The sequence below is a fragment of the Paenibacillus sp. WLX2291 genome (assembly GCF_046603665.1).
In the GTDB taxonomy this organism is placed as follows: domain Bacteria; phylum Bacillota; class Bacilli; order Paenibacillales; family Paenibacillaceae; genus Saccharibacillus.
The window spans coordinates 4,185,758-4,209,760 of the sequence record NZ_CP176755.1 but is presented as its reverse complement, the minus strand read 5'-3'; the positions used below and the strand labels follow the sequence as shown (position 1 = coordinate 4,209,760).

The 24,003-nt window shown below is 42.7% G+C and carries 15 protein-coding genes and 1 riboswitch; of the genes, 13 read left to right on the top strand and 2 right to left on the bottom strand.

Annotation, left to right across the window (positions count from 1 at the left end; genetic code table 11):
• Positions 1–2,955: 2,955 nt before the first annotated feature.
• The 13 genes from cmr1 (at position 2,956) to crcB (ACDE64_RS17900) (ending at position 20,575) form a co-directional block, all read left to right on the top strand.
• On the top strand, positions 2,956–4,488 hold the full coding sequence (gene cmr1, locus ACDE64_RS17960; protein ID WP_411347756.1) for a type III-B CRISPR module RAMP protein Cmr1: 1,533 nt from the start codon (positions 2,956–2,958) through the stop codon (positions 4,486–4,488).
• The gene (cas10, locus tag ACDE64_RS17955) at positions 4,461–6,989 is read left to right on the top strand and encodes a type III-B CRISPR-associated protein Cas10/Cmr2 (protein ID WP_411347754.1); all 2,529 of its coding nucleotides are present in this window, start codon (positions 4,461–4,463) and stop codon (positions 6,987–6,989) included. The genes cmr1 and cas10 overlap by 28 nt, the downstream gene beginning before the upstream one ends.
• Positions 6,982–8,544, top strand: a complete 1,563-nt coding sequence (locus ACDE64_RS17950) for a type III-B CRISPR module-associated Cmr3 family protein (protein ID WP_411347753.1) — start codon at positions 6,982–6,984, stop codon at positions 8,542–8,544. Before cas10 ends, ACDE64_RS17950 begins: the two co-directional genes overlap by 8 nt.
• Positions 8,545–8,580: 36 nt before the next feature.
• On the top strand, positions 8,581–9,591 hold the full coding sequence (gene cmr4, locus ACDE64_RS17945) for a type III-B CRISPR module RAMP protein Cmr4 (RefSeq protein ID WP_411347752.1): 1,011 nt from the start codon (positions 8,581–8,583) through the stop codon (positions 9,589–9,591).
• Complete coding sequence (cmr5, locus tag ACDE64_RS17940; protein WP_411347751.1) at positions 9,591–10,112, top strand: type III-B CRISPR module-associated protein Cmr5; 522 nt, start codon at positions 9,591–9,593, stop codon at positions 10,110–10,112. The genes cmr4 and cmr5 overlap by 1 nt, the downstream gene beginning before the upstream one ends.
• Before the next feature lie 125 nt (positions 10,113–10,237).
• Positions 10,238–11,095: a type III-B CRISPR module RAMP protein Cmr6 gene (cmr6, locus tag ACDE64_RS17935; RefSeq protein ID WP_411347750.1), complete on the top strand. Its 858-nt coding sequence runs from the start codon at positions 10,238–10,240 to the stop codon at positions 11,093–11,095.
• 99 nt (positions 11,096–11,194) lie between these two features.
• The gene (locus tag ACDE64_RS17930) at positions 11,195–12,322 is read left to right on the top strand and encodes a DUF6602 domain-containing protein (protein WP_411347749.1); all 1,128 of its coding nucleotides are present in this window, start codon (positions 11,195–11,197) and stop codon (positions 12,320–12,322) included.
• Positions 12,323–13,148: 826 nt separating this feature from the next.
• On the top strand, positions 13,149–15,281 hold the full coding sequence (locus ACDE64_RS17925; RefSeq protein WP_411347748.1) for a HelD family protein: 2,133 nt from the start codon (positions 13,149–13,151) through the stop codon (positions 15,279–15,281).
• A gap of 142 nt (positions 15,282–15,423) precedes the next feature.
• Positions 15,424–17,151 (top strand): AAA family ATPase, encoded by a 1,728-nt coding sequence (locus ACDE64_RS17920; protein ID WP_411347747.1) that lies wholly within the window; start codon positions 15,424–15,426, stop codon positions 17,149–17,151.
• A gap of 24 nt (positions 17,152–17,175) precedes the next feature.
• Positions 17,176–18,054: a DNA adenine methylase gene (locus tag ACDE64_RS17915; protein WP_411347746.1), complete on the top strand. Its 879-nt coding sequence runs from the start codon at positions 17,176–17,178 to the stop codon at positions 18,052–18,054.
• A gap of 154 nt (positions 18,055–18,208) precedes the next feature.
• The gene (locus ACDE64_RS17910; protein ID WP_411347745.1) at positions 18,209–19,534 is read left to right on the top strand and encodes a replication-associated recombination protein A; all 1,326 of its coding nucleotides are present in this window, start codon (positions 18,209–18,211) and stop codon (positions 19,532–19,534) included.
• Positions 19,535–19,660: 126 nt separating this feature from the next.
• Positions 19,661–19,723: riboswitch (Fluoride riboswitch) on the top strand.
• A gap of 101 nt (positions 19,724–19,824) precedes the next feature.
• The gene (gene crcB / locus ACDE64_RS17905; RefSeq protein ID WP_411347744.1) at positions 19,825–20,220 is read left to right on the top strand and encodes a fluoride efflux transporter CrcB; all 396 of its coding nucleotides are present in this window, start codon (positions 19,825–19,827) and stop codon (positions 20,218–20,220) included.
• A complete protein-coding gene (gene crcB / locus ACDE64_RS17900) occupies positions 20,210–20,575 on the top strand; it encodes a fluoride efflux transporter CrcB (protein ID WP_411343465.1) in 366 nt (121 codons plus the stop codon). Before crcB (ACDE64_RS17905) ends, crcB (ACDE64_RS17900) begins: the two co-directional genes overlap by 11 nt.
• A gap of 182 nt (positions 20,576–20,757) precedes the next feature.
• On the opposite strand, the gene ACDE64_RS17895 is transcribed toward crcB (ACDE64_RS17900), so the two are convergent.
• Complete coding sequence (locus ACDE64_RS17895; RefSeq protein ID WP_411347743.1) at positions 20,758–22,302, bottom strand: glycoside hydrolase family 32 protein; 1,545 nt, start codon at positions 22,300–22,302, stop codon at positions 20,758–20,760.
• Positions 22,303–22,496: 194 nt separating this feature from the next.
• A complete protein-coding gene (locus ACDE64_RS17890) occupies positions 22,497–23,741 on the bottom strand; it encodes an MFS transporter (RefSeq protein ID WP_411343463.1) in 1,245 nt (414 codons plus the stop codon).
• Positions 23,742–24,003 lie beyond the last annotated feature (262 nt).

The following is a 24,003-nucleotide window of genomic DNA, read 5'->3' as shown; positions in this document are numbered from 1 at the left end:
TCGTTTGCAGATGAGCCGATAATGTCTACTAGCGCGAACCCTAAGCTCACATCAAAACCCTAGGAGGTTCGCGCTCCTTGCCTAGCAAGGGATGGCGGGGATTTTATTGCAATTTGGGCTGGTGTTGAGTAAGCTAAATAAGAGGTTCGCGTTTTTGGAAGTTTTTGCCCTTGTATGGTAAGGGATTCAAGGCGCGCAGTTGCACTCCGTGCGAGTGTATGGATTGAAAGCATACGATACGATCAGAAGGCGAAAGCTCATATGTTGCACTCCGTGCGAGTGTATGGATTGAAAGCATCCGGATAGCCTTTCATAACGGCTGCGCGAATCGTTGCACTCCGTGCGAGTGTATGGATTGAAAGTGGAGAACCAGTACCATAAATCGCCTGCGTTATTTCGTTGCACTCCATGCGAGTACATTGATTGAAAGAGGATCAAAAGATTCTACTACTAATGAAGGTGTACGGTTGCACTCCATGCGAGTGCATTGATTGAAAGATATGCATCATAATCGCGATTCGTAAACGATTGAAGTTGCACTCCGTGCGAGTGCATAGATTGAAAGGAGCCATTGATTTTGACAACCTTGTAGTTAGTAACTAAGTTGTACTGCGTGTGAATGTTTGAAGTAAAATACCTAGTGTTAAGATGCAATTAAATTTTTTGAATTATAAATTGAGCATAGATAATGGAATATTTTCAAATTTTGGTTGCCTGCATTCTTTTAGAGTCAAGGTATAGGAAAATTGAATCTATCTCTATTTGAGTTTTGAAATTTAAATAGACCTTATTTATAAAAATTCTTGCTTAATTAAACTGGAAATTTGATGAACACATCACAAAAGAGAGTACTATACAAATGCTATGAAGTTGAACTAATAATAAAGTGTAAAGAGAATCAAGACCCCATTTCTGCAACTAGGCAGAAATGGGGTCTTTGAGTTTTGATGAATTTTTAGATAACAAATTGAATAAAAGAAATTGTATAGATTAAAACTAAGTTATTTACGTAATATTAATTGCAAAATTAAATAGACAATACTTATCGTACTCACATGAAGTGCGACAGTAGGACAGGACCAAGTGGCTGTTCTCGGTACGGTCTTTCAATCCACGCACTCGCGCGGAGTGCGACGTCAAATCTTCGGATCAGACAAACAACAACGAAAAGAACTTTCAATCCACGCACTCGCGCGGAGTGCGACTCAGGCTCTGTACCACGTAGATCAGCATCAAAGTTCTTTCAATCCACGCACTCGCGCGGAGTTGTGGAGGCCTTCAGCCCTTGCTACATAAGGAAAAATACTGCCAAAATCGCGAACCTCTTTTTTAGAGTACCTAAAAAGACAATCAAACACAAGCAAAATGCTCAAAACCCAGTCGTAGCAAGGAGCGCGAACCTCCCAGGGTTTTGATGTGAGCTTGGGGTTCGCGCTTATTCCTACGTATTTAATCGGATATCGTATTCATGATGAATTCCTTATTTTGAAGTATAGTAGCATTCCTCATTCGTTTATGATAAACTAATCATCCTTTGTCTAGAGCGCATATCATGATGATGCACGGATAAAATATGGCGAAAACCATAATCAAAGCGCGAACTTGAAAAGAGTACACATAGAAGTAAATATCCACAGAGAAAATGATTATTTTGCACTGAACAATATTTTTCTGGATCATATCTCCGAGGTTTTACTGGAGCTAGATGTAGGCGATATTTAGAAAAAGCGTGAAGATCGTCTTCTTACCTAACAGCCGAAAAAAATGCGTCAAGATGTAACGTAGAAGATGGTTTGCGAAAATGAAAATAAACCAAAGATTCGCAAAGCCCAGTAAGTGATATTTTTATCCTGTTGGTTGCCAGTCTGAACATGGTGAGTATGACGTTTCGGGAACTTATAGAAAAGAATGGGATTGAGCTGTAAGTGTAAGAGAATAGAGAACCATACGGCTTGTGTAGAAAAGATACTTTTCTATGCAAGCCGTTTTGATCGGGGATGGAAGTGGAAAGATAAAAGATATCGTTTGCAGATGAGCCAATAACGTTCACTAGCGCGAACCCCAAGCTCACATCAAAACCCTAAGAGGTTCGCGCTCCTTGCTTAGCAAGGGATGTCGGGGATTTTATTGCAATTTGGGCTGGTGTTGAGTAAGCTAAATAAGAGGTTCGCGCTTTTAGACGTTTTTGCCCTTGTGTGGCAAGGGATTCAAGACGCGAAGTTGCACTCCGTGCGAGTGTATGGATTGAAAGTAATTAAAAAAATGAATAATATGGGACGTTGGTGTTGCACTCCGTGCGAGTGTATGGATTGAAAGATATCAGGTAGATAATTTGGTTTACATGGCATCAGTTGCACTCCGTGCGAGTGTATGGATTGAAAGATTGCTATCATCTGTCCCGGACCAAAACGCATCGTTGCACTCCGTGCGAGTGCATGGAGTGCAACGATGCGTACTGGTAACTGGAGAAATCCGCAGCGTTGTTGCACTCCGTGCGAGTCCATGGAGTAAAGGAGCCGCATATCGAGCTATATCGCTATCTTGTAAATAATTGCACTGGCTCTTACCAATACATACTGCACCTATACAAATATATATTTCAAAACACTACCATCCGTTCAGTATCTTATTTGTCATTGAGAATCTTTAAAACATAATATCTTGAGTCGATCACACAACGCTTTTAGTTATTTCAGTCTCTTCTGTTCAACCTAAGAAGCAATCTGTAAGTATGAGCATAGCCATACTATACCGATTGCTTCTTATTTTTATGACTATTCCCCTCCTAACTCCTCCTTCATTTATCACAAACAATGAAATATGATTACATTAGAAGAAAAGCATGACAAAAGACCTAAAACTAGTTATACTTATATTTACTTATTTACTATTTACATCTTTAAAAATAATTTTATTGTATTTATTCCTTTAAAAACTTATAAAGGGGATTTGTGTATGAAATTACCGCAATACTCTCAACTATTTCTTAGCCTCCCGCCTGCATCTTCCTCATCGCAATTAGCAGAATCTCAAGTAAAAGATGCGATTCAATCCCTTCAACAAGCGGCACATAGTGATAATGATTCTCCACATCACGAGCAATATACGATAACGTTAACAACGCCTATGTTTGGCGGCGGCGTTATTGCAGGTCAAGTCGATCCAGTTGCGCCAGTTCGCGCGAGTTCGGTACGAGGACATTTACGGTTTTGGTGGCGAGCGACACGTGGAGCAGTGTATACAAACGTTGCAGAACTTGCCCAGCGAGAAGCAGAAGTGTTCGGACATACAGCTAACAGTTCACCTTTCTCAATATGGGTTGAACATAAAGATGAATTGGCTGAAATTAAACCAAAAATTCATGAATATAAAAATGAAATTTTAGGCATTCCGCCATACTTGTTTCAGTTCACACAAGATGGTAAAGGCACCAAGTGGTATGGTCTGGAAAAGTATGCTTTTATTTTACATATTAAGTGGTCTCCACATTTTTTTGAATACGATAAGCAAGATGATGTAGAACATCAATGGCAACTCCGCATCAAACCTCAGTATATAGAACAAATGAAACAGTGGCAGTGCGATCTACGAGCGGCGCTCTGGGCATGGATCAATTTTGGCGGTGTTGGTGCAAGAACACGCAAAGGATGCGGTAGTTTATACTCTGAATCATTCTCTCCATCGTCAGAAGATTGTAAAAATAAGTATAAATTACAAAAGTGGTTCAATCAGCAGCAAAAGGATTTTAACGTTTGCTTGTTACCTGCTGGGGAATATCGTCCGTGGCCTACCCTTCGTTCAGAATTCTATACAAAATTCGACTCGTTTTCTCAAAGAAATCGAAAAATATGGAATATCTTAATCGAAGATTACAAAAAATTTCGTCAGCAACGACCTATAACGAAACAATACTGCTCTAAGAAAAAAAGAAATATCAACAAGTTTGGTCGAAGTTATTGGCCAGAAGCGGATTCTATTCGAGCTGCATTTAAAACAGCTTACTGGAAGCATGATCGCCCCACACATTATTTTTCGCAGTCCAACACTCCAGTAATTGCTTATCCAAGAGCCGAATTGGGGATGCCGATTAACTTTGAATTTAGAATAAATGATCCAGAACGGGAACCAAAAGATTTTGTTCCGCAGAAACAAGGTAAGTGTGAACCAGACCGTACACAGCTTAAACCGAAAGGCAAAGAACGGCTTGCTTCCCCCCTAATTTTAAAATCGTTGGCATTTAGTCCTGATGAAGGTGTTGCCTTGATTGCTGTTTTGAATCATCCGCCTCATGGGCAACTTTGCCTTACACAACCAGGTATATGTGAAGATATTGAATGGTTACCTAATATTCCATTACATTATCCAAAAAGTCCATTAAATTACAAAGCGCCAGATTTGACTGAAACAGCCTACACATCAGCATTACAAGCCTATGTGGAGAAAGCAAAGGAGGCAAAATTTTGTCCGATAACATGCACACCTCAATAACACCATTCACTACACCTCATGAACAACCTTGCCGATGGTTGATGATCTTTTCCATCGGGCCTGTACAGGAATTTATTGCGCAAGCTAGGCGGACGCGGGATTTATGGTTTGGTTCATATTTGTTATCGGAGCTAGCACAGGCAGGTGCAGTAGCTTTTCAGAATAAAGACGTGACGACAGGTGTAGCTTCCGGTGAGTTGGTTTATCCGGTTCTATATGATCCAAAAGCTGAACAACAAGAGCAATCCAGAAGCGAAACAGATGATGATGAATTAAACGCACCTAACAAAATCATCGGTCTGATTCATACGGATCGGCCACATGATATTGCTCGAAACGTCAGGTTTGCCATTACCAAACGTTGGATGGAGTTATCAGAACAAGTGTTAAATATTAGCGGGTTAAAGCCGATGATCGACATCGGTGCGTGGAATCGTCAAGTTCGTGATCTGGTCGAGTTTTATGCAGTGTGGAGTAAGGTGAATGACGAAGCAGATGCCTATTTCCATGCACAACGACGAGCGGAAGCGATGATGACGGCACGCAAAACATTACGCGACTTTAAGCCGAATGAGCCGCGTCTATTATTTGGTGAATCTAAATCCTCGTTGGATGGCGGACGTGAATCGGTATGGCGTTTGAATGCTAAACCGCATGCAGATGAGGAACGGTTATTGCGCCAGTGGGGCATCACCGTACGCGAACCATCGTCCGATGCTACGCGTCATGCTCACTCGCACACTTCAGTGGAGCAATTGGATGCGATCTCACTTGTCAAACGTCTTTTTTTACATACACAGCGAACAAATGCCCAGCAACCTCATTCTACATCGACAGCGTCCACGACAAACCAAGGATGGACGAATCGGATGTTTGTCTCGGTATGTGAAAAGGCATTTCTTCCTTATTTAGAGCAGTTGAAAGTATCTGCTCATGATGATCGGAACCAACAATCAAATGGACAGAATAGACAGACGATGGCGACTGCGGTACATGAGTATTTGCATCATATTGCGCAATATATGGAGGAGCAAATACAACAGCATCATCCGCAATTCAATATTTCTTTATGTTGTGAACCTTTACAAAAATTAAAAAAAGCATCACTCTCCTTGCTTACAGAGAAAAACATCAGCTATGAGAAACTGGTTGAGACTTATAATCCACGATTGTTTTACCGTCGCCAAATTGCTGATTTTGTGAACGAATATTTGATTGTAACGACGGAAGCGACAGTTGAGTCTACAGCTACCAAACAACCTGCTTTATCACTACCCGTAGAGACATTAGAACAAATGATAGCGTATATCACGAAGCAACTAGACATATTATATGGTATGACTGTATGGCAACCACGACGTAGGATATCGTACGATCCTCAACCGTTATCTACTTGCTCATCTGAGGGTACACTACCTGTCGATCAGCCAAATCGCAACCAAGCCCAACATGTAGCAAATAGGAAACAACAGCGCATGCCGGAAGCTTCGCCTTATTATGCTTTTCTCGTTGCTGATGGAGATAAGATGGGCGATCATTTGCGAAGATTGTTGAAGGGCAAGTCATTGACTGTACAGGAAGCGATCCGCAAAAATCAAGAATTTTCTGCTCACTTGTCGGCATTTTCCTCTAAAGCGAAGCGCATTGTAGAGAAGCATGAAGGCACGCTTATTTATGGAGGCGGCGATGACATTATGGCGTATTTGCCATTGCATACCTGTCTGCGCGCTGTGCAAGAGTTGCAAGTGACATTTGCGGAATCATTTGCGTATATCTTCAAAGAAGAACCGCTTTATCCGTTTACCTTGTCGGCAGGGCTTGTTATCGTGCATATGTTGGAGCCGCTAGAGGAAGTTCGGCAACGAGCACATGCCGCTGAAAAGAAAGCAAAAGATACGCGTAGCACATTAGTGATTGAATTTCATAAACGGGGTGGTGCAAAGCCACATACCCTTACGTTACCTTGGACGGAATCTGCCGTTAAAAATGAATATTTTGATCCATCTAAGCAGTTGTATCCGACATTGCCTTCTTTTCAGCAACTGATTCGATTACAACAACAACGAGCAGCTTATCCATTATCCAACGGATTTGCTTATGATCTGCAACGTCTATGTGAACAATACCGTCAATGGGTTGGAGCATCTTCGACCTATCTTCATCCTTCACTAACGGAACATCCGGCGCAACTGGAAGCATTGTTATGGTTAGAAGTTTTGCGATTGTTACGTAAAAAGACGACCGACAATGATCCCTTTGCTGTATCGTTCTCATCGGCAGCTGTATCAGTACAGACACCGATCTTTGCCCAAGCTTCTTCATCTAATGAAGCAGTAGCGCAAGCAAGATTAAAACAACTAAAACAATTATTTGTATTAAGTCATACTCTTTCTTCAGACGCCTCTGATGATAGGAAGAAAATGCTGCACTCATTACAACAAATCGCAGAGCAACTCATTTTGCTGATCCAGATGGAAGGAGCAGGAATCAATCATGAATAAATCGCGCAAAAAGAAACATTCTCAATCGTCCACCTTTGTAAGCTCCTACAAAAAAACGCACAAGCAAAAGCAAAAACAGGCTACTGCATCATCTGTTCCCACAGATCATTCTTCATTAGTAAGCAACTTGATCTCTATCCAGCCCCTTGAACCTTTGATGATTCGTGATGGTCGCCCTTTTCACAAAACGCCTGGTATTCGCGCTCATACAATGGGGCATCTATCACCGACTACATTAGCAGGAACGATTCGTACGATGCTGTACAAAAAAGCGGGGATAGATGCCCCTTCAGTTCGTTCAGATGGTTCCGCTCAATCGTCTCAGCCGACGTCCGATCAACAGATACAATCGTTCGCTCCTCTGGATCGTACGGCCATAAGCCGATTGGCTATTCGCGGTCCTTTGTACCGTTGGCAGGGCAGTTTGTATTTTCCTATTCCGCAAGATATGGAGTTGAATAAAATCAAGTCTAGTGAGGCATCATCAGACCGATATGCGCTAAATATTATTACGCCTGTACCTGATCACAGTACAGATGTAGGTTGTTACGGCGTTGGACGGGATGGGCAATTGGAACATGTATTGTGGCCGCCATATGTGGAAGACGATACCTCATATACAAAGCCGCTGGAATCTCATAGACAACCAGCTTACGTTTCCGAGCAGTGGATGTATCACTGGTTATGTTCGCCAAAGATGGCGAAAGATATGCATAACGACGAATTACAGCACTGGCTACACGGAACTACATTCAATCTTGCTAGCAGAACATCGTCCGCTACGACGATCCTTGATGCCTCTCATCGCGATCACCCGGTACAGCCAGCACCTTCTTTTATGAATTCGTTTGTGCGTGAGCAGCGTACTCATATTCAGATGGATACAGAGCGACACACCGCTCAAGATCAACATCTGTTTTCGACAGAATCGCTTGTATTTCCTGAAGGATTAACGATCGAAGCACAAATAGAAAGTCGCTTCAACGTGTGGCAAGCTCATGGGCTATCGTCTGTTGACGAACTACATTCCTTAGGTGGCAAGCGTCGGCTTGCTCGTTTTAAGGAACAGAAGCCTATGATTCACAACAGTAATAGGCAATCGAATACGACAGATGTGAATGATTTTTGGCAAAGTCCTCCTAAAACATTATTAAAAAAATTAAAAAATAGTACGTATTTACGATTAATATTAGCAACTCCAGCTTATTTTACAAAAGGCTGGAAACCCGGTTGGTTAAATGAAGAATTGCAATCGGGAGATCATTTGAAGCGATGGGCTCCCGGTTTGGAACTACGTTTACGCTGGGCATGTCTACCTAGATGGCAACCTGTTTCCGGTTATGCCACTGCCAATGGGAATCAGGAAAAGTCGATCCGACGTATGGTTCCGGCAGGAAGTGTATACTTTTTTGAAGTGATTACCGGACAAGATCAAGTGGGGACATTCGTTCGTAACACTTGGCTCAAACCGATATCGGATGGCAATCGACGTGGAGAAGCTCATGATGCGGAAGATGGATATGGATTAGCATTATGGGGCGTATGGGAACAATAATAAAACACTAGAGATGTTAAAGGAGTGATACATTCAATGAGTACAACTTTAAATTTGACCAGTCGAGTATATTCCATTCATACGTTAACCCCATTACATGTTGGCAGTGGTGAAGGTGCAGGTGGAATTGATCTGCCTATTATACGTGAAAAAGTAACGGAATGGCCATTCGTTCCGGGTAGTACGATCAAAGGTGTGAAGCGGAGTTATTATGAATTGCAGTCTCATCATCAAGTAGAAGATTGGTTTGGTCATCACATGCAACAAGAAGCAGATGCTTCTGCTGGCGCGCTGGTATTTAGCGATGCGCGTCTGCTTGCTTTTCCGGTGGCAAGTCGTTTTGGAACGTTTGCGTATGTTACATGTCCATTGGCGATTGAACGATTTCATCGCGATCTAGCAGCTGCTGGACAACACGTTCCCATTCAATCAACATGGCTACAACATCAACAACAGCTAAATGATCCCGACGAAGCTAAAGTTATCGTTTGTGAGAAAAGTCAAGTTTGTGAAAAGCAATCACGTTCCGAGAGTAATCAACGTTCGACCTATGCAAAAAACGTTTCCACAGACAAAGTGTTTTTGGATGAACTGGAAGCGGATAGTATGGTGGATGCATCATTTACCCAGTGGGCAGAATGGAGCGGCTCGTTTTTATTTGGAGCGGAAGATTCTTTTTTTAATAAACAATGGTGGCGCGAGCATTTGGTGATGGTTTCAGATGAATTATTCCAGCATATTGTCAATTTAAGCTGTGAAGTCATTAGTCGGATTCGTATGGACGAACAAACGGGAACTGTAAAAAGAGGCGCATTGTGGAATGAGGAATATATTCCCACGGAAGCGATTTTGTACGGATTAATCTGGTGCGATCGTGTCAAAGGAAGCTCTAACCTTCAATTACGAGAAGATATGCTCAATCAATTGCATACATCCACAGTACTGCAAATTGGAGGGAATACTAGCGTCGGAAAAGGCAGAGTTCAATTTCGTGTGCATACATTGAATGATATAACCGTTCTATTGACCGGAAGAGGAGATGCCTGATGAAAAGGACTCAACAGCATTATGCAGAGATTGCGTATGGTGGTATCATAGGCATCGCTAATCTAGACGATCTGACGTTAGAATCGATTGCACAAAAACAAGCAGACCCCAAAGTGACTACCTATGGACGATTATGTCATCGTTTCCCGGCTATGGTGCGTCATAATGGATTGCAATTGACGTTAGTCTTTTTTTATGCAAAAGCAAACGTAGATTCGTCGAGTGCTTCCGATTCTAAGAAGCAGACTACACCTGTCGCACAGGCATACGAATGTTTTTTGAAGGATATGTATGAAGCGATTGTGCCGTTACATCATCGACCTCAGTCTATTTCTGCTTCTGCTCATCTACAGCAGTGGATTCATTCGATGCAAACCGTATCGCCATTACGGTATTACGATATGTCACGCCGCGCACTGGATGCTTCGGTGTGGTTCAAACGATATGCAGAAGCGATTTTACAAATTGATCAAACAGCGGTAGAAGACGATTTGACATCAATGGTGGAGGAACATGCATGAATACGTATTTACGTTTAACGAAAGCAACGTGGGCACATCCACCGGCTCCAGCAAATACAGACTCAAACAAAAAAGTCTCAAACAAAAAAAATGATTCTCTATTGCAGCAATTAATAGAAGGAAGGATGACTAAACAATCGTTATCCGATGAAATCAATAAATATATGATGAAAGAACATCTTAATATTAATCCAGACGAAGGAACGAAAACTTCTAACGTATCTGCTGAATTCGTCGAATCACCTTACGTATCGTTATATAGCAAAGTATACGAGCGATATTACAAAACAATCGTTGCGGGGCAAGCTGCCCATTGCTTCTCCATGAGTACAGCATCCAATCTATTGCTTGGACATGGCGAAGTATCTGCACTCGATAGTAGTGTGGAATTGCATCGGATGTACGGGGTTCCTTTTATACCGGGTACCGCAATCAAAGGAGTCGCTGCTCATTATGCACGAACGGTCATCGGTTCGGCATTTCCATCATTGTTGCCCGGCGGCGCAGATGATGTCGTGTTGTTCGGAACACCGGATCGCGCAGGTGCGATCACCTTTCATGATGCACTGATTACGCCAGACACGATTGTTATGAGATCGCCATTATCGAAGACGGTTGTATCGTCACTGAAGCTGGATGTGCTTACCCCTCATCATCAAGCATATAACAGTATGACAATTCAGCAGGTCAAACAACCTTCATCAGATGAACGGTCGAAGATGCCTGCATCATCGCTCCGCGACACAACTAATAATGGTTCAAAGCAAGACTTGCCCGCACCGCGGGACGACGATTCTCCCATTCCTGTACATTTTTTTGCAGTGCAAGGAGAGTTCAAATTCATGGTAACGTGCAGTGGTGAACAGATGCAGGTGGCGCAGCATTGGTTACAGCTAGCGCAAGAGATTGTAGTCGGAGCATTACATCATTCCGGTATCGGAGCCAAACGTAATGCTGGATATGGACGGATGAAGTTAATATAACAAGGAATTTTACATGAATGATCTATAAACTTTGGATGGACTTAGCTACGATACAAAGGTGCAGTCTATATTATTATGCAAACAAAGGACGTGAACGGGATGGTCAAAAACAAAAAAGCGAACAAAGTTGCTGATACAATACAGACAACAGTCAAATCCAAAAGCAAAACCAAGGACAAAGGCAAAGTGAAATCTAACGCATCAGCGGCCCCGCTGGCGACATCCACGATTCGTAAAATTAAAGAAAACTATATCTCGTGGGAACGTTCGCTAGTCGAACAACTTCAAATGGCAAGTCCCAATCATCATCTGACAACAGGCGGTTTTCGCGAAGAAGTGTGGATGTCTATGTTTGAACAGATGATTCCGCAAAAATTCTCAATTGCTCGCTCTGTGTTTATTATCGACTCACAAGGACGTATATCAGATGAAATAGATTTAGCTATTTTTGACGAGCAGTATACGCCGTATATTTTTCGACAAGGCGTTATCAAATACATTCCCGTTGAAGCAGTAGCAGTCGTCGTGCAATGTAAGAGTGAAAGTTTGAAAATAAAACCGCTTAAAAAATGGTTAGATAGTATTGTGAAATTACAGACTTCGTTGCGTGGAATAAGCCGGATCATGACGGGATATGCATATAACGAAAATCAAACCTATGTTAAGGACAGTAGGATTCCTCATGAAAAAGGATTAGCACAAACATCGACTCGACCGATTGTTATGTTGTGTCATTTATCTCAAGACAATAGCAGTAGTGGAGAACTATACAAGCAGATTCAACGTTTTGACTTTGTGATTTCTCCAAATCTACAGTCGAAAGGGCATCTACGTGTGCAGATGCCGATGGAAGAACAGGCGAAAGAATATCCAGATGATATTCACAACAGCATTTTATATTGGTTGCGTCAGTTGAATCAGAATAATCACAAACAATACAATGAAAAAGCGATGCCCTATACGGATAAAAGGTCACGAACAGGAGAAGATGCGATTCCAGAGCCGCTCCATTTTACGATGGATCAATACCGGGTACATACCCATTCCAACCCTGCGGTCGGTCAAGAGATTTCATTATTGACGTTAACGTTCCAATTGAATCAATTGTTGATGCTAATCAATAACCCGCTACTTTTTCCTCATCAGGCGTATGTGGATATGTTTAACAAGCCGGAGTTCGATGATAATATTCATCAAGACGATATAGGTCAACCAAATGAGGAATAAAATACAAATAATCAAAAGCCCTGTTTCTGCGATTAAGCAGAAGCAGGGCTTTTGGTTTGATTGGAGAAGATCCGTTGACAGATGAATTCGAGGATAAAAGTTTGCTTAGACTATGATGGTTTTGAAGTAGTATACACGTACGTGCTGCAAGCACTCGCGCGGAGTGCGACTTGATTACAGCCTCTACCATCCGAACCCAAGCGAACTTTCAATCCACGCACTCGCGCGGAGTGCGACGGAGCAGCTGGCAGGAGGATTAGTATCCTATCACTTTCAATCCACGCACTCGCGCGGAGTGCGACATCATATTTGCAGAGCCGTATATGCGGGCGTTCCATATCTTTCAATCCACGCACTCGCGCGGAGTGCGACTGTGGGGACCATCAGCCCTTGCTACACAAGGAAAAATACTGCCAAAATCGCGAACCTCTTTTTTAGAGTACCCAAAAAGACAATCAAACACAAGCAAAATGCTCAAAACCCAGTCGTAGCAAGGAGCGCAAACCGCCCAGGGTTTTGATGTGAGCTTGGGGTTCGCGCTTATTCCTACGTATTTAATCGGATATCGTATTCATGATGAATTCCTTATTTTGAAGTATAGTAGCATTCCCCATCTCTTTATGATACACTGAACATCCTTTGTTCCGGAGTGCATACGACTACGATGCATGGATAAAACATGGCGAAAACCATAATCAAAGCGCGAACTTGAAAAGAGTACACCTGGTTCTGCTCCTGCCGATTGGCATGGAGGCGGCGCTGTGTGTGCTTTTTGCTTGTTATTTGCCGGACGGGGATACTATAGATTTCTTAGGAGGCAACTGAAATGGACAAGGATTTTCAAAGTGCCTATCAAGAAGAGCAGGCGAAACTGCGGCTCACGCTGGATGAGGTGGATACACAGCTTCAACGGTTAACCGGCATTCCGGTCTATACCGGACATGATTTTACCGAGCAGGTATTGGAGGCCGGACGGGAGCAGCAGCGCCAGACGCTGGCAAAGAGCGCACGGGAACCTTATTTTGGTCGGCTTGATTTTGCTGAGGGAGAGGATGGCGAACGTCGTCCGCTATATATCGGCAAGGTTGGAGTTGGCAAATCGGAGATTGATGAGCAACCGCTCGTTGTAGACTGGCGGGCACCGGTTGCCAGTCTGTTTTACTCGTTTACCGGCGGCGAGGAGATCGCGGAGTATGAAGCGCCGGAAGGGCTAGTACAGGGGCTTGTATATTTAAAACGAAATCTGGTGATTCGTCAGCGCGAACTGGAACGGCTTGCCGATACGTATGATCGTCATAGTGCCGAGCCAGTGGTGACGGATGAGTTTCTCGTGTATCGTTTGGGTGAGAATAAGGATAATAAGCTGCGCGACATCGTGTCCACGATTCAGGCGGAGCAGGATCGGATCATCCGGGCAGTCAAGAATACCGCGCTCATCATTCAGGGCGTCGCAGGTAGTGGAAAAACGACTGTTGCGCTGCATCGACTCGCCTTCCTGCTGTACCAGTATCAGGAGCAGGTATCCGCGGAGAAAATGATTATTTTTGCACCGAACAATATGTTTCTCGATTATATCTCGGAGGTGCTACCGGAGCTGGGTGTGGGCGATATTCAGCAAAGTACATTTGCCGACTGGGCACAGCAATTGCTAGAAAGCGACCTGAAGCTAGTGCCAACATCCGAAACGTATGAGCAATGGTTTGAAACGTCGGATCGACCGGATGTGCATGACGGTACACCTTCACGCTACAAAGGCTCGCTTGCCTTTATGCAACTATTGGAACGATATGTTGAGCTGTTAGAGCAAGTAGCCGTACCGGACATGGATTTTAGCCCATGGGATGGCGCGGTGCTGAAGCGGGAAGAGATTCTGGAATGGTATAACGTCGAATACCGTCCATATCCGCTTGCCAAACGCAAAGAGCGTGTGCTGGCGCGTGTACATCGCTGGGTAGAAATGCGTTTGAAAAAGGCACCATCCGAAAGTATCCGTAACGAACGCAAAAAGAAAGCGACCCAGCGCGAAAAGTCATACGCTAACAAATGGCCTAAATACGAGCCGCTGGCGTTGTACAAGCAGCTATTCAAAGCAAGTAAAAGTACACTTGTCGCCGAACAACTGGAACCTCTCTGGAGCAAGCTGCCAGATGGTATGCTCAAAGCGGTATCAGTCGAGCTGAAAAAAGATCGTTTCCGCGATGAGGATTTGCCTGCATTGATTTACATTCATACGCTGCTGAACGAGATGGACGGCAACCGGCGCTTTGACCATGTGGTGATTGACGAAGCGCAGGACTTCTCGCCTTTTCATGTAGCGCTGTTGAATCTGTACGTGCGTGGCGGTTCGTTTACGATTCTAGGTGATCTGTCGCAGGGCATTCACGCCTATCGCGGGGTACATGCGTGGGAGGAGATGAGCACGCTGTTCCCGCAGGAGCAGACGGACTATTTCCCATTGACTCGAAGTTACCGCTCGACGATGGAGATTATTGAGTTTGCGAATATCATCTTGGAGCATGGGGTACGTAATGGCATTACCGCCGTGCCGGTATTCCGTAGTGGCGATCCGGTGCGTATGCTGGAATGCCCGAATGACAAGCGCGTCGATATCATCCTCGCTCGCTGGCAAGAATTGCAGGCGAAGAATTTCCGCACTAGCGCGATTCTAACACGTACGCTGCATGAAGCAAGAGAACTGCATGAACAGCTGACTGCCGCTGGGGTGGAGCTGAATCTGATCGACGGCGGTAAAGCGACGTATCAGGGCGGGCATTCTATTTTGCCAGTGTATCTATCCAAAGGATTGGAGTTCGACGCGGTTATGCTGACGGATGTAGACGTGCAGCATTATCGTAACGATCCGTGGGATGCGAGACTGTTGTATGTTGGCTGCACGCGTGCCTTGCATGAACTGTGGCTGCTGCATGGTGATGATCTGCCGGATTATGTAGAAATATAACGATCAAAAGGGTTCTATTTAATTATAAATAGAACCCTTTTGATTTTATAAGACTTTAGACTTTACTAGACTAGTGATAATGAACTAAAATAACAAAATAATATGGGAAAATTTGAAATAATCGACTATGGAGGTACATATAATGAAATCATCTTTGATTAAATCTATAAAAATTTCTAATTTTAGAGCAATAAAAGAAATAGAATTTATACCTGGAAGAAGGTTAACATTACTAACTGGAAAAAATGGTACAGCTAAATCTACAATTTTAGGAATGATTGCTCAGCCGTTTTCTTTTAATTCGCAAACGGTATTGGGATATTCTTTAACTCAAGCTAACCAAAAAGAAGCAGAAACAAAAAAAGAAATGTTGCAAAAAATCCAAAAAATCAAAACTATATACAATAAAAATTTTGAATCCAAGGTTGATCAACATTTCAAGTTAAGTGAAATTGATGCACGCGGAGAAGAACATGCACTCATTAATTTTTACAACAAAACGAGTCGTCTTTCAATAGATCTAAAAATTGAAAGTAATAATTATAGTGATAGGTTAAATCCACGATTAGTAACGAGAAAGCCCAATTTACCTGCACCAAAGAAAGGAGAAAAAGATCAGAGATCTTCTAATGAAACTTTTCCTGTTGTTTATTTGGGATTGAGTCGTGTGTTTCCTATCGTTCTTACAGACGGATTCGATATGGATTTAAACTTAACTGAATCTGAACAAAAATATATAAAAAGATTGTATGATCAAATTTTATTACATCACTATGATGGAGACTTACAAGGTACAAATGATAAAGATAAAAATACACTAAGTTTTATCCCTTCTAATAGAAGCATAAACATGATTTCTGCTGGGGAAGATAATGTGGGGCAAATATTAGGGGCCTTACTTTCTTTTAAAAGGCTAAAACAATCTTACCAAGAATATACAGGTGGAATTCTTTTAATTGATGAAGTAGATGCTACTTTATATCCAGGAGCTCAAAAACAGTTACTAGAAGTTTTATTATCTCAAGCTAATGATTTGGACTTGCAAGTTTTTGTGACTTCGCATTCAACGTATCTAATAGATATAGTGTCTGCTAAAATAGAAAGTGCAAAATCTGATCTACCACCTTATCCAGGAGATCTAAAAATTATATCTTTGAAAAAGGAAAATGATTCGACTATAAATGTTCTTGATAATGAATCTAGATTGACTATATGGCAAGATTTACACGAAGAAATTCGTGCAAAAGAAAAAGAAGAGAAAATTAGACTCTATTTTGAGGATAAGGAAGCCAGTTTTTTTTATAAATACCTTACGCCAGCTTATATTAAAAAACGTACTGAAATCATAGATGTTTCATTAGGATGTGAGCAATATCTTACTCTAAATAAAGCTAATATACCTGAATTTTGTCATTATGCTTGTATATTATTAGATGGCGATGTTGATAAATTGAAAATCAAATCAACAAGAAATATTGTATTATTACCTTCAATAAATAAGTCGCCTCCTGAAAAGTTAATATACGAATATTTGCATTCTGAAAATTGCTCATTTTGGAAAAAATGCGATTCATTTTATAAGAAGACAATTTTGACTTCAAATTCACATAACGTAGTAATCAAAGAAATACTAGATGGAGAATTCAGAAATGCAAGTTGTAAAAGCTCTGGTTCTCCATATTACAAAAAACACGAACGGGATGTTTGGAAAATGTGGTTTAAAGAAGAGCAATCACATTGGACTCTAAAAAAGAATAATCCCATAGTCTATTGGGCAAAAGAAAATCCAGACCTAGTAGATTCTTATATCGATAATCTCAAGAAGTCTTTGACGTATGTAGCAACGAATTTAGGGCTAAGGCCATTTTAGTTGTAATAAAAAGGAGGGTTTCGTTTGTCCACTACTAAAAGTCCTCTACGTTATCCTGGAGGGAAAACACAACTTGCGAGTTACGTGAAGGATATTATAGAGTTGAATTTTGATGATAAACCGACTTATATAGAACCTTTCTCTGGTGGCGCTGGTGTTGCTATCAGCTTATTATTAGATGATATAGTCAAAAATATTGTGATTAATGACTATGATAAAGCAATATACTATATGTGGTATTCTCTATTATATAATACAGAGGATTTTATTAAGCTCATTCAAGATACTCCTATTTCCCTAGAAGAATGGCATAATCAAAAAAATGTACAAAATAATTTTAGCAACCACAACATTTTAGAGATAGGGTATTCTACTTTTTTTTTGAATAGAACTAATCATTCTGGGATTATAAATGCTGGACCAATAGGAGGGAAGAATCAAACTGGAAAATATAAGTTAGATTGTAGATTTAATAAATTTAACCTAATAAAAAAAATAACAAAAATAGCTACTGAAAAAGAAAGAATTAAACTTCATAATTTAGATGCTTTAGAACTTATAGAATTATATTTGAATAATCATAATAATACTGAAGGTAAAAATATATTCACTTTTTTTGACCCACCATATTATAAAAAGGGTCCAGAGTTATATACAAATTTTTATAATCACGAAGATCATTTGCTCCTTTCAAAAGCAATAAATGCTTTAGATGATCATAAATGGATTGTAACATATGATATTTGCGAGGAAATAAAGCAAATGTATACTACTGTAAACGGCTATGAATATGCTTTGAATTATAGTTTATCTAAAAGATCTAAAGCTTCAGAATTTATTTTTTTCAGTAAGCAAACTCAAATTCCTAATTTTAATAAGATTAAACTTGTAAATTTTTCTTAGAATTACAAAAAAGTATATTGGTGATTTAAATATTTTCTAAGGTAGGAAGCTCTTTATTTAAGAGTTTCCTAAATTTTTATATTTATTTTAAATTATTCATCAAAATATAATAGATTTTAGTTATATATTGATGAATATGCAAGGATGTGATGATATGGATTTGTTCTCCTTTAATGAACAACAGAATGATGCGCCAGACAGCATGGGTGTGCTTGCCGATCGGATGCGTCCACAGTCGTTGGATGAATATATCGGACAGGAAGATATCGTTGGTTCCGGCAAGTTGCTGCGTCGTGCCATTGAGGCGGATCAGGTATCGTCGATTATCCTCTACGGGCCACCCGGATGCGGGAAGACGACGCTTGCTCATATCATTTCCAAACATACACAGGGCGAGTTTGTGCGGCTGAACGCCGTTGATGCTACTGTCAAAGAAGTGCGCGAGGTCATTGAGCGCGCTCATAACAATAAATCACTATATGGCACGAAAACGATTTTGTTTCTGGACGAGGTACATCGGTTTAACAGCTCCCGTCAGGATGCGCTGTTGCCAGCAGTGGAAAAGGGAACGATTATCTTTATTGGGGCGACGACGGAGAATCCGTTTCATTATGTGAATGGTGCCTTGATGAGTCGTTCGACGCTGTTTCAATTGCAGCCGCTTAACAAGGAGCATTCGCTGATCGCGATGCGGCGCGCATTGGAGGATACAGATAAAGGATTGGGCTTTATGGAATTACAGGTGGATGAACCAGCGTTGGAGCATATCGCGTCAATGGCAAATGGGGATATTCGCCGTGCGCTGAATGCGCTGGAATTGGCAGCATTGACCACCCCACCGCAATCGGATGGCACCGTTTATCTGACGGTGGAGGTGGCAGAAGAATCAATCCGTCGTCCAACCGTCCGGGCGGATGAATCGACACAGTACGATGTGTTGTCCGCATTTCACAAAAGTATTCGCGGTTCCAGTGATGCGGCGCTATTCTGGTTTTTCTATGCGGTGGAGAAGCTTGGTATGGACCCGATGACCTTTATCCGTCGACTGATTGCCGCTAGCAGTGAGGATATCGGGCTTGCCAATCCACAAGCGATGGTGCAGGCACTCGGCGCGCTGGATGCATATCGAACGAACGGCTGGCCGGAAGCGAAGTTGAATATCGCGCAGGCGATTTTGTTTGCAGTGGAAAGTCCGAAGTCTAACGCGGTGTATACTGCTATTTCGAGCGCGATGGCTGCGATTGATGAGATCAAGTCGGCGGAGGTGCCGCTGCATTTGCGCGATACGCATTACAAAGGTGCCGAGAAGCTAGGGCATGGAGGCTACCAGTATCCGCACAATTTTCCGAATCATTATGTACAGCAAGAGTATTTGCCAAAACATCTGTCAGGGCGCGTGTTCTACAAAGCGACCGAGCAGGGCAATGAGTCGAAGATCAAGCTCAATCAGGAGCGACGACGCGGCAATTCGCATTCATAGTTCCCAAAGTGCCTTGTCTGTTGAGTTAATCGTTTCGTCTATTTTCTCATCTATAGACTGATCTATAAGTATTGTATATATATTTACACATGCCGCATATTCCAGTATGATAGATACAACTTATAACATGTAATGGGCGATGGAGTTCGCCATCAACCGCTGATCTCAGCTAATGACTCCTACCTGCTTAAAGCACAGATGCTCTGTGTTTTTTCGGGTAGGAGTTTTATTGTGTATAGATAGATGCAGCTCATACGTATCAGTTACTTTTCATAAAGGATGTGGATTGGATGGTATATGTACTTCTTGCTGTTTTTGGTGTACTCGGGGCGATTTGCCGATATTTGCTCAGTGTATGGATTCCCAATCATGGGTTTCCATTCGCTACACTACTGATCAACCTGATCGGTTGTTTTCTGCTAGCGGTCATTATGAAATATATTGCGCGGTTACCGCGCATATCTCCTGTATTGGTAACGGCAGTTGGAACAGGTTTTGTCGGTTCATTTACGACCTTCTCAACCTTCAGTCTGGAAAGTATACAACTGTTGGAACAGCAGATGTATGTACTGGCAATGCTATACATCGGCGCAAGTCTGTTCGGCGGTTTGCTGGCGACCAGACTTGGCTTTTACCTGAGTCAGCGCTGGTTGGATCGAAAGGAGGCACAGCCACATGCTCATTAATATCGGACTGGTAGCATTGGGTGCAATCTTTGGCGTACTGGCACGCTTTCTGTTTTCCAATTGGATGAAAAAAATCTGGTCAAAAGAATTTCCACTCGGTACGTTTTTGATTAATTTGCTTGGTTCGTTTTTACTAGGATTGTTGATTGCTAGTGGAGCCAATAACCACATGCAGCTGTTGATCGGGACTGGCTTTATGGGGAGCTTTACGACCTTTTCCACATTCAAGTTGGAAAATATGGAGTTGCGGCTGAAGGAGAAGCACAATACGCTGATCTGCTATCTGGGATTATCGTATATTTTCGGTATCGGACTTTCTGGGGTCGGGATATGGCTGGGACATCAGTTATGGTAAAAGAAAGTCTAGATACTGCTACAAACTCATTTACAAAATCAAGCTAAGAACCTAGAAATGAACCTGTCTACAACTCGAAAAGACCTTTCATCCTCATTGCCTTTAAGTAAGGTAGAGGTGAAGGGTCTTTTGATTGTGGTTAATTAGCGATTACTGATTACTATTCAGTCATGATCTATTCATTATGCCTGTGCTTGTTGCCCATGCCACACATCGTTAAGCGACCAGCAAGTCCATTCCTGCACGACTGCATTGCCACCCACTGTTGTAAGCTCCAGACTTGCCATCGTGCCTGTCGGGTATATACGACTCGTCAATGTTGCCAGTCCATCATTGGCAAAGATTTCAATAGACGAACGATCTACGAAGATACGCAGCGTCAGCTGTCCCTCATGCTGCAAAGGTGCTGTTCGAACGCCATCTTGCGGTTTACCGGATTGAGAAGCATCCAACGTCAGCTTGCCAGCCGCGACATCGTAGGTAATGATCGTTTGATCCCCCGCATCACTATGCAGCGTCAAGCCAACCTGCTCCGCGCTACTCTGGCTCAAATCGAAAACAGTACAAATTTCCAGCAGTGATTTCTTCATATCCACCTTATAACTATGTTCCACCGTAAAGCCTTCATCCGTCGGGACAGATGCATCCACTAGAGTAGTCGTATTCACTGCATTAGCCTCACCCAATGAGAAGAACTCGCGGCGCAGCAATGCTGTTTCTTCCACTGGATTCATCAGCAGCTGCCCGGCTTCATTCAGACGTAGCACGCGTGGTAACGTAAGTGCACCTGCCCAGCCATGCTGCTTGGTCGGCATATTCGACTCCCACATATCCATCCAGCCAATGGCAATACGTCGACCTTTATCATCCAGCAGCGTCTGCACGGCATAAAAGTCATGCCCATGATCCATCTCCCGAAATTCACCATGCTGAAAATCATTGTTCGCATAATCGTAATCACCGATCAGATATCCGGTCTGAAACAGATTCAGATAACGATCTTCCTCACGTTCTATGCCCTGCGGCGAGCATAACAGCACATATCGTCCATCCAATTCGAAAAAGTCTGGGCATTCCCACATAAAGCCAAGCGTTCCGTCGCTTGCTGCAAGCACACCATCATACGTCCAATTCCGCAAATCCGGCGAATGATATCGAATGACACGTCCATGCCCATCCTGCGTCGCATTGCCCAGCACCATATACCATGTATCCTCATGTTTCCATACTTTCGGATCACGAAAATGATGAGCGCTATCTGCTGGCGGCTCGGCGATCACCGGATTCACACCGCATTTGTCAAAATGAATACCATCGCGACTAACCGCAATATTCTGATTTTGTGTGAACAGGTCTTGGGCGCGATCCGTATAATGATGCCCAGTGTAGATCAAGGTCAATTCACCATCGTTATCCACTGCACTACCGGAAAAGCAGCCGTCTCTGTCGCAATCATCTCCCGGCGCGAGCGCAATCGGACAATGCTCCCAATGAACGAGGTCTTTACTTTTTACATGTCCCCAGTGCATCGGACCCCAATTCTCATCGTATGGATGATGCTGATAAAAGACATGATATTCGCCGTTAAATTGCACCATGCCGTTCGGATCGTTGATCCAGTTCGCAGGAGCGGCAATATGATAACCGAGACGATATTGCGGATTGATATGTTCCCTGGCAAGCTGAAGTGCCTGCGCGGCGTGTTGAATAGAATGAAGTGTAGACATAGATGTTCCTCCTTGAATGTATGGAATCGGTGAGAATGGTGATGTTTACATTCGTTGAAACTCTGAAACTCTGAAACTCTGAAAGTAAGAAAGTACAGAACTACAGAGCCACAGAGCCACTAAGCTATCGAACGATGTAAATGGTAAGGTGATGGGAATCATTTGGAGCCGCTATTCAACATCGAACTCGAACGTTACGTTAATTGCTGCTGTGGCTCCAATTGCCCGTTAAGCTGTGGTGTTTTATTTTTGTCGTTAAACAGGGTGAAGATTGAGATCAGCGTGAACAATAAAACTAGCGCGCCCATCACCAGATACGTATACCGGAAACCGATATCGTCATACAACGACCCGGCGATTGGCGATAGTACTGCCTGACCGACCTGCGAAGCAAATTGGAAGCCGACCAGATACAGAATGGAAGAGAGGCGATTATCAAAATGCGCTGCTAGATATTTGAAAGTAGCAATTAGCATGATCGGTAATTCCAGTGCGTGAATCAGCTTGACTGCTGAGATGCCAATCGGCTCGAATACCAATCCAGAGCCAATAATACGTAGTGCCATCAACAACCCGGCGAGAATCAGCGATTTCTTCGCGCCCAACTTGTTCACGATGAATGGTGCCAGGAACATCATGCCAGCTTCGAGAAATACTTGAAATGAATTCAGATACCCGTACACTTGATTACCGATAGCGTGAGAAGGAAATAATGACGAGTAATAGATCGGAAACTGCTGATCATATACCCCGTATACACAGGCAACGCCGATCACATACAGCATGAAATACCAGAACGGACGCATCGTGAACAGATTGCCAATATCTTTGAGTGTGACGGAAGCTGCTTTTTCTAGTTCTGTTTCCGTTACTTGGATGCGTACTGACAGGATAATACCAACCAGAATGACCGCCGAAAGGGATGAGATCCAAAAGTTAATATTGGGATTCAGATTAAATAGCTGTCCAGCGAAGAATGTCGCTGCCGCCCAACCGAGCGAACCCCACATCCGCGAGCGCCCATACTCAAACCCGTACTTGCGGCTGATCTTTTCCACATACGTTTCAATTGCCCCAACCCCGGCAAGAAAACCCACGCTCAGAAATAGCCCGCCCACAATCGCGCCCAGCCATACATTGACCTGCAATAATGGAGCGTATACAAACACGAAGAACGGTCCGGTAAACACGAGCAGCAAACTAATAAACAGTAGAATATTGCGCCGTAATCCGATCTTATCAGAAATGTATCCGTACAATGGTTGCGCACATAGTGCAAAGATAGCGTTTACAGAGAAGATCAGACCCGTTTGTGCTCCTGTCAGTTTCATCTCCTGTCCCAGCCAGATGGAGAACAGGGAGTAACTGGACGACCAGCATACGAAAAAGAAGAAAAAGTACAGACTCAGCTTCCAGTACAGGCTTTTTGATACAGGCATATCGCTCGCTCCTTCATTCATGTAAGTGCTTTCTTGAATGAATTGTATGTCAACCGGTTTCATATGTCAACCGGATGACATAAAATAATCATGCCTCATTTCATACAACATACAAACGAACGAATGAGCAAATGAACGAACAAGCGAATAAACAAATAAACAAATGAATGAGCAGCTACGATTCTATAGAGCTTCATAGGAATGGATCGCTGGGCGAACATCTATCGCTCAATAAACATCCATCACTTAGTAGTCCATCGTC

Excerpts from the sequence above, each read along its gene's own strand:
- cmr1 (WP_411347756.1), top strand. The coding sequence starts at position 2,956 with ATGAAATTACCGCAATACTCTCAACTATTTCTTAGCCTCCCGCCTGCA.
- ACDE64_RS17950 (WP_411347753.1), top strand. The coding sequence starts at position 6,982 with ATGAATAAATCGCGCAAAAAGAAACATTCTCAATCGTCCACCTTTGTA.
- cmr4 (WP_411347752.1), top strand. The coding sequence starts at position 8,581 with ATGAGTACAACTTTAAATTTGACCAGTCGAGTATATTCCATTCATACG.
- cmr5 (WP_411347751.1), top strand. The coding sequence starts at position 9,591 with ATGAAAAGGACTCAACAGCATTATGCAGAGATTGCGTATGGTGGTATC.
- cmr6 (WP_411347750.1), top strand. The coding sequence starts at position 10,238 with ATGACTAAACAATCGTTATCCGATGAAATCAATAAATATATGATGAAA.
- ACDE64_RS17930 (WP_411347749.1), top strand. The coding sequence starts at position 11,195 with ATGGTCAAAAACAAAAAAGCGAACAAAGTTGCTGATACAATACAGACA.
- ACDE64_RS17925 (WP_411347748.1), top strand. The coding sequence starts at position 13,149 with ATGGACAAGGATTTTCAAAGTGCCTATCAAGAAGAGCAGGCGAAACTG.
- ACDE64_RS17920 (WP_411347747.1), top strand. The coding sequence starts at position 15,424 with ATGAAATCATCTTTGATTAAATCTATAAAAATTTCTAATTTTAGAGCA.
- ACDE64_RS17910 (WP_411347745.1), top strand. The coding sequence starts at position 18,209 with ATGGATTTGTTCTCCTTTAATGAACAACAGAATGATGCGCCAGACAGC.
- crcB (WP_411347744.1), top strand. The coding sequence starts at position 19,825 with ATGGTATATGTACTTCTTGCTGTTTTTGGTGTACTCGGGGCGATTTGC.
- crcB (WP_411343465.1), top strand. The coding sequence starts at position 20,210 with ATGCTCATTAATATCGGACTGGTAGCATTGGGTGCAATCTTTGGCGTA.
- ACDE64_RS17895 (WP_411347743.1), bottom strand. The coding sequence starts at position 22,302 with ATGTCTACACTTCATTCTATTCAACACGCCGCGCAGGCACTTCAGCTT.
- ACDE64_RS17890 (WP_411343463.1), bottom strand. The coding sequence starts at position 23,741 with ATGCCTGTATCAAAAAGCCTGTACTGGAAGCTGAGTCTGTACTTTTTC.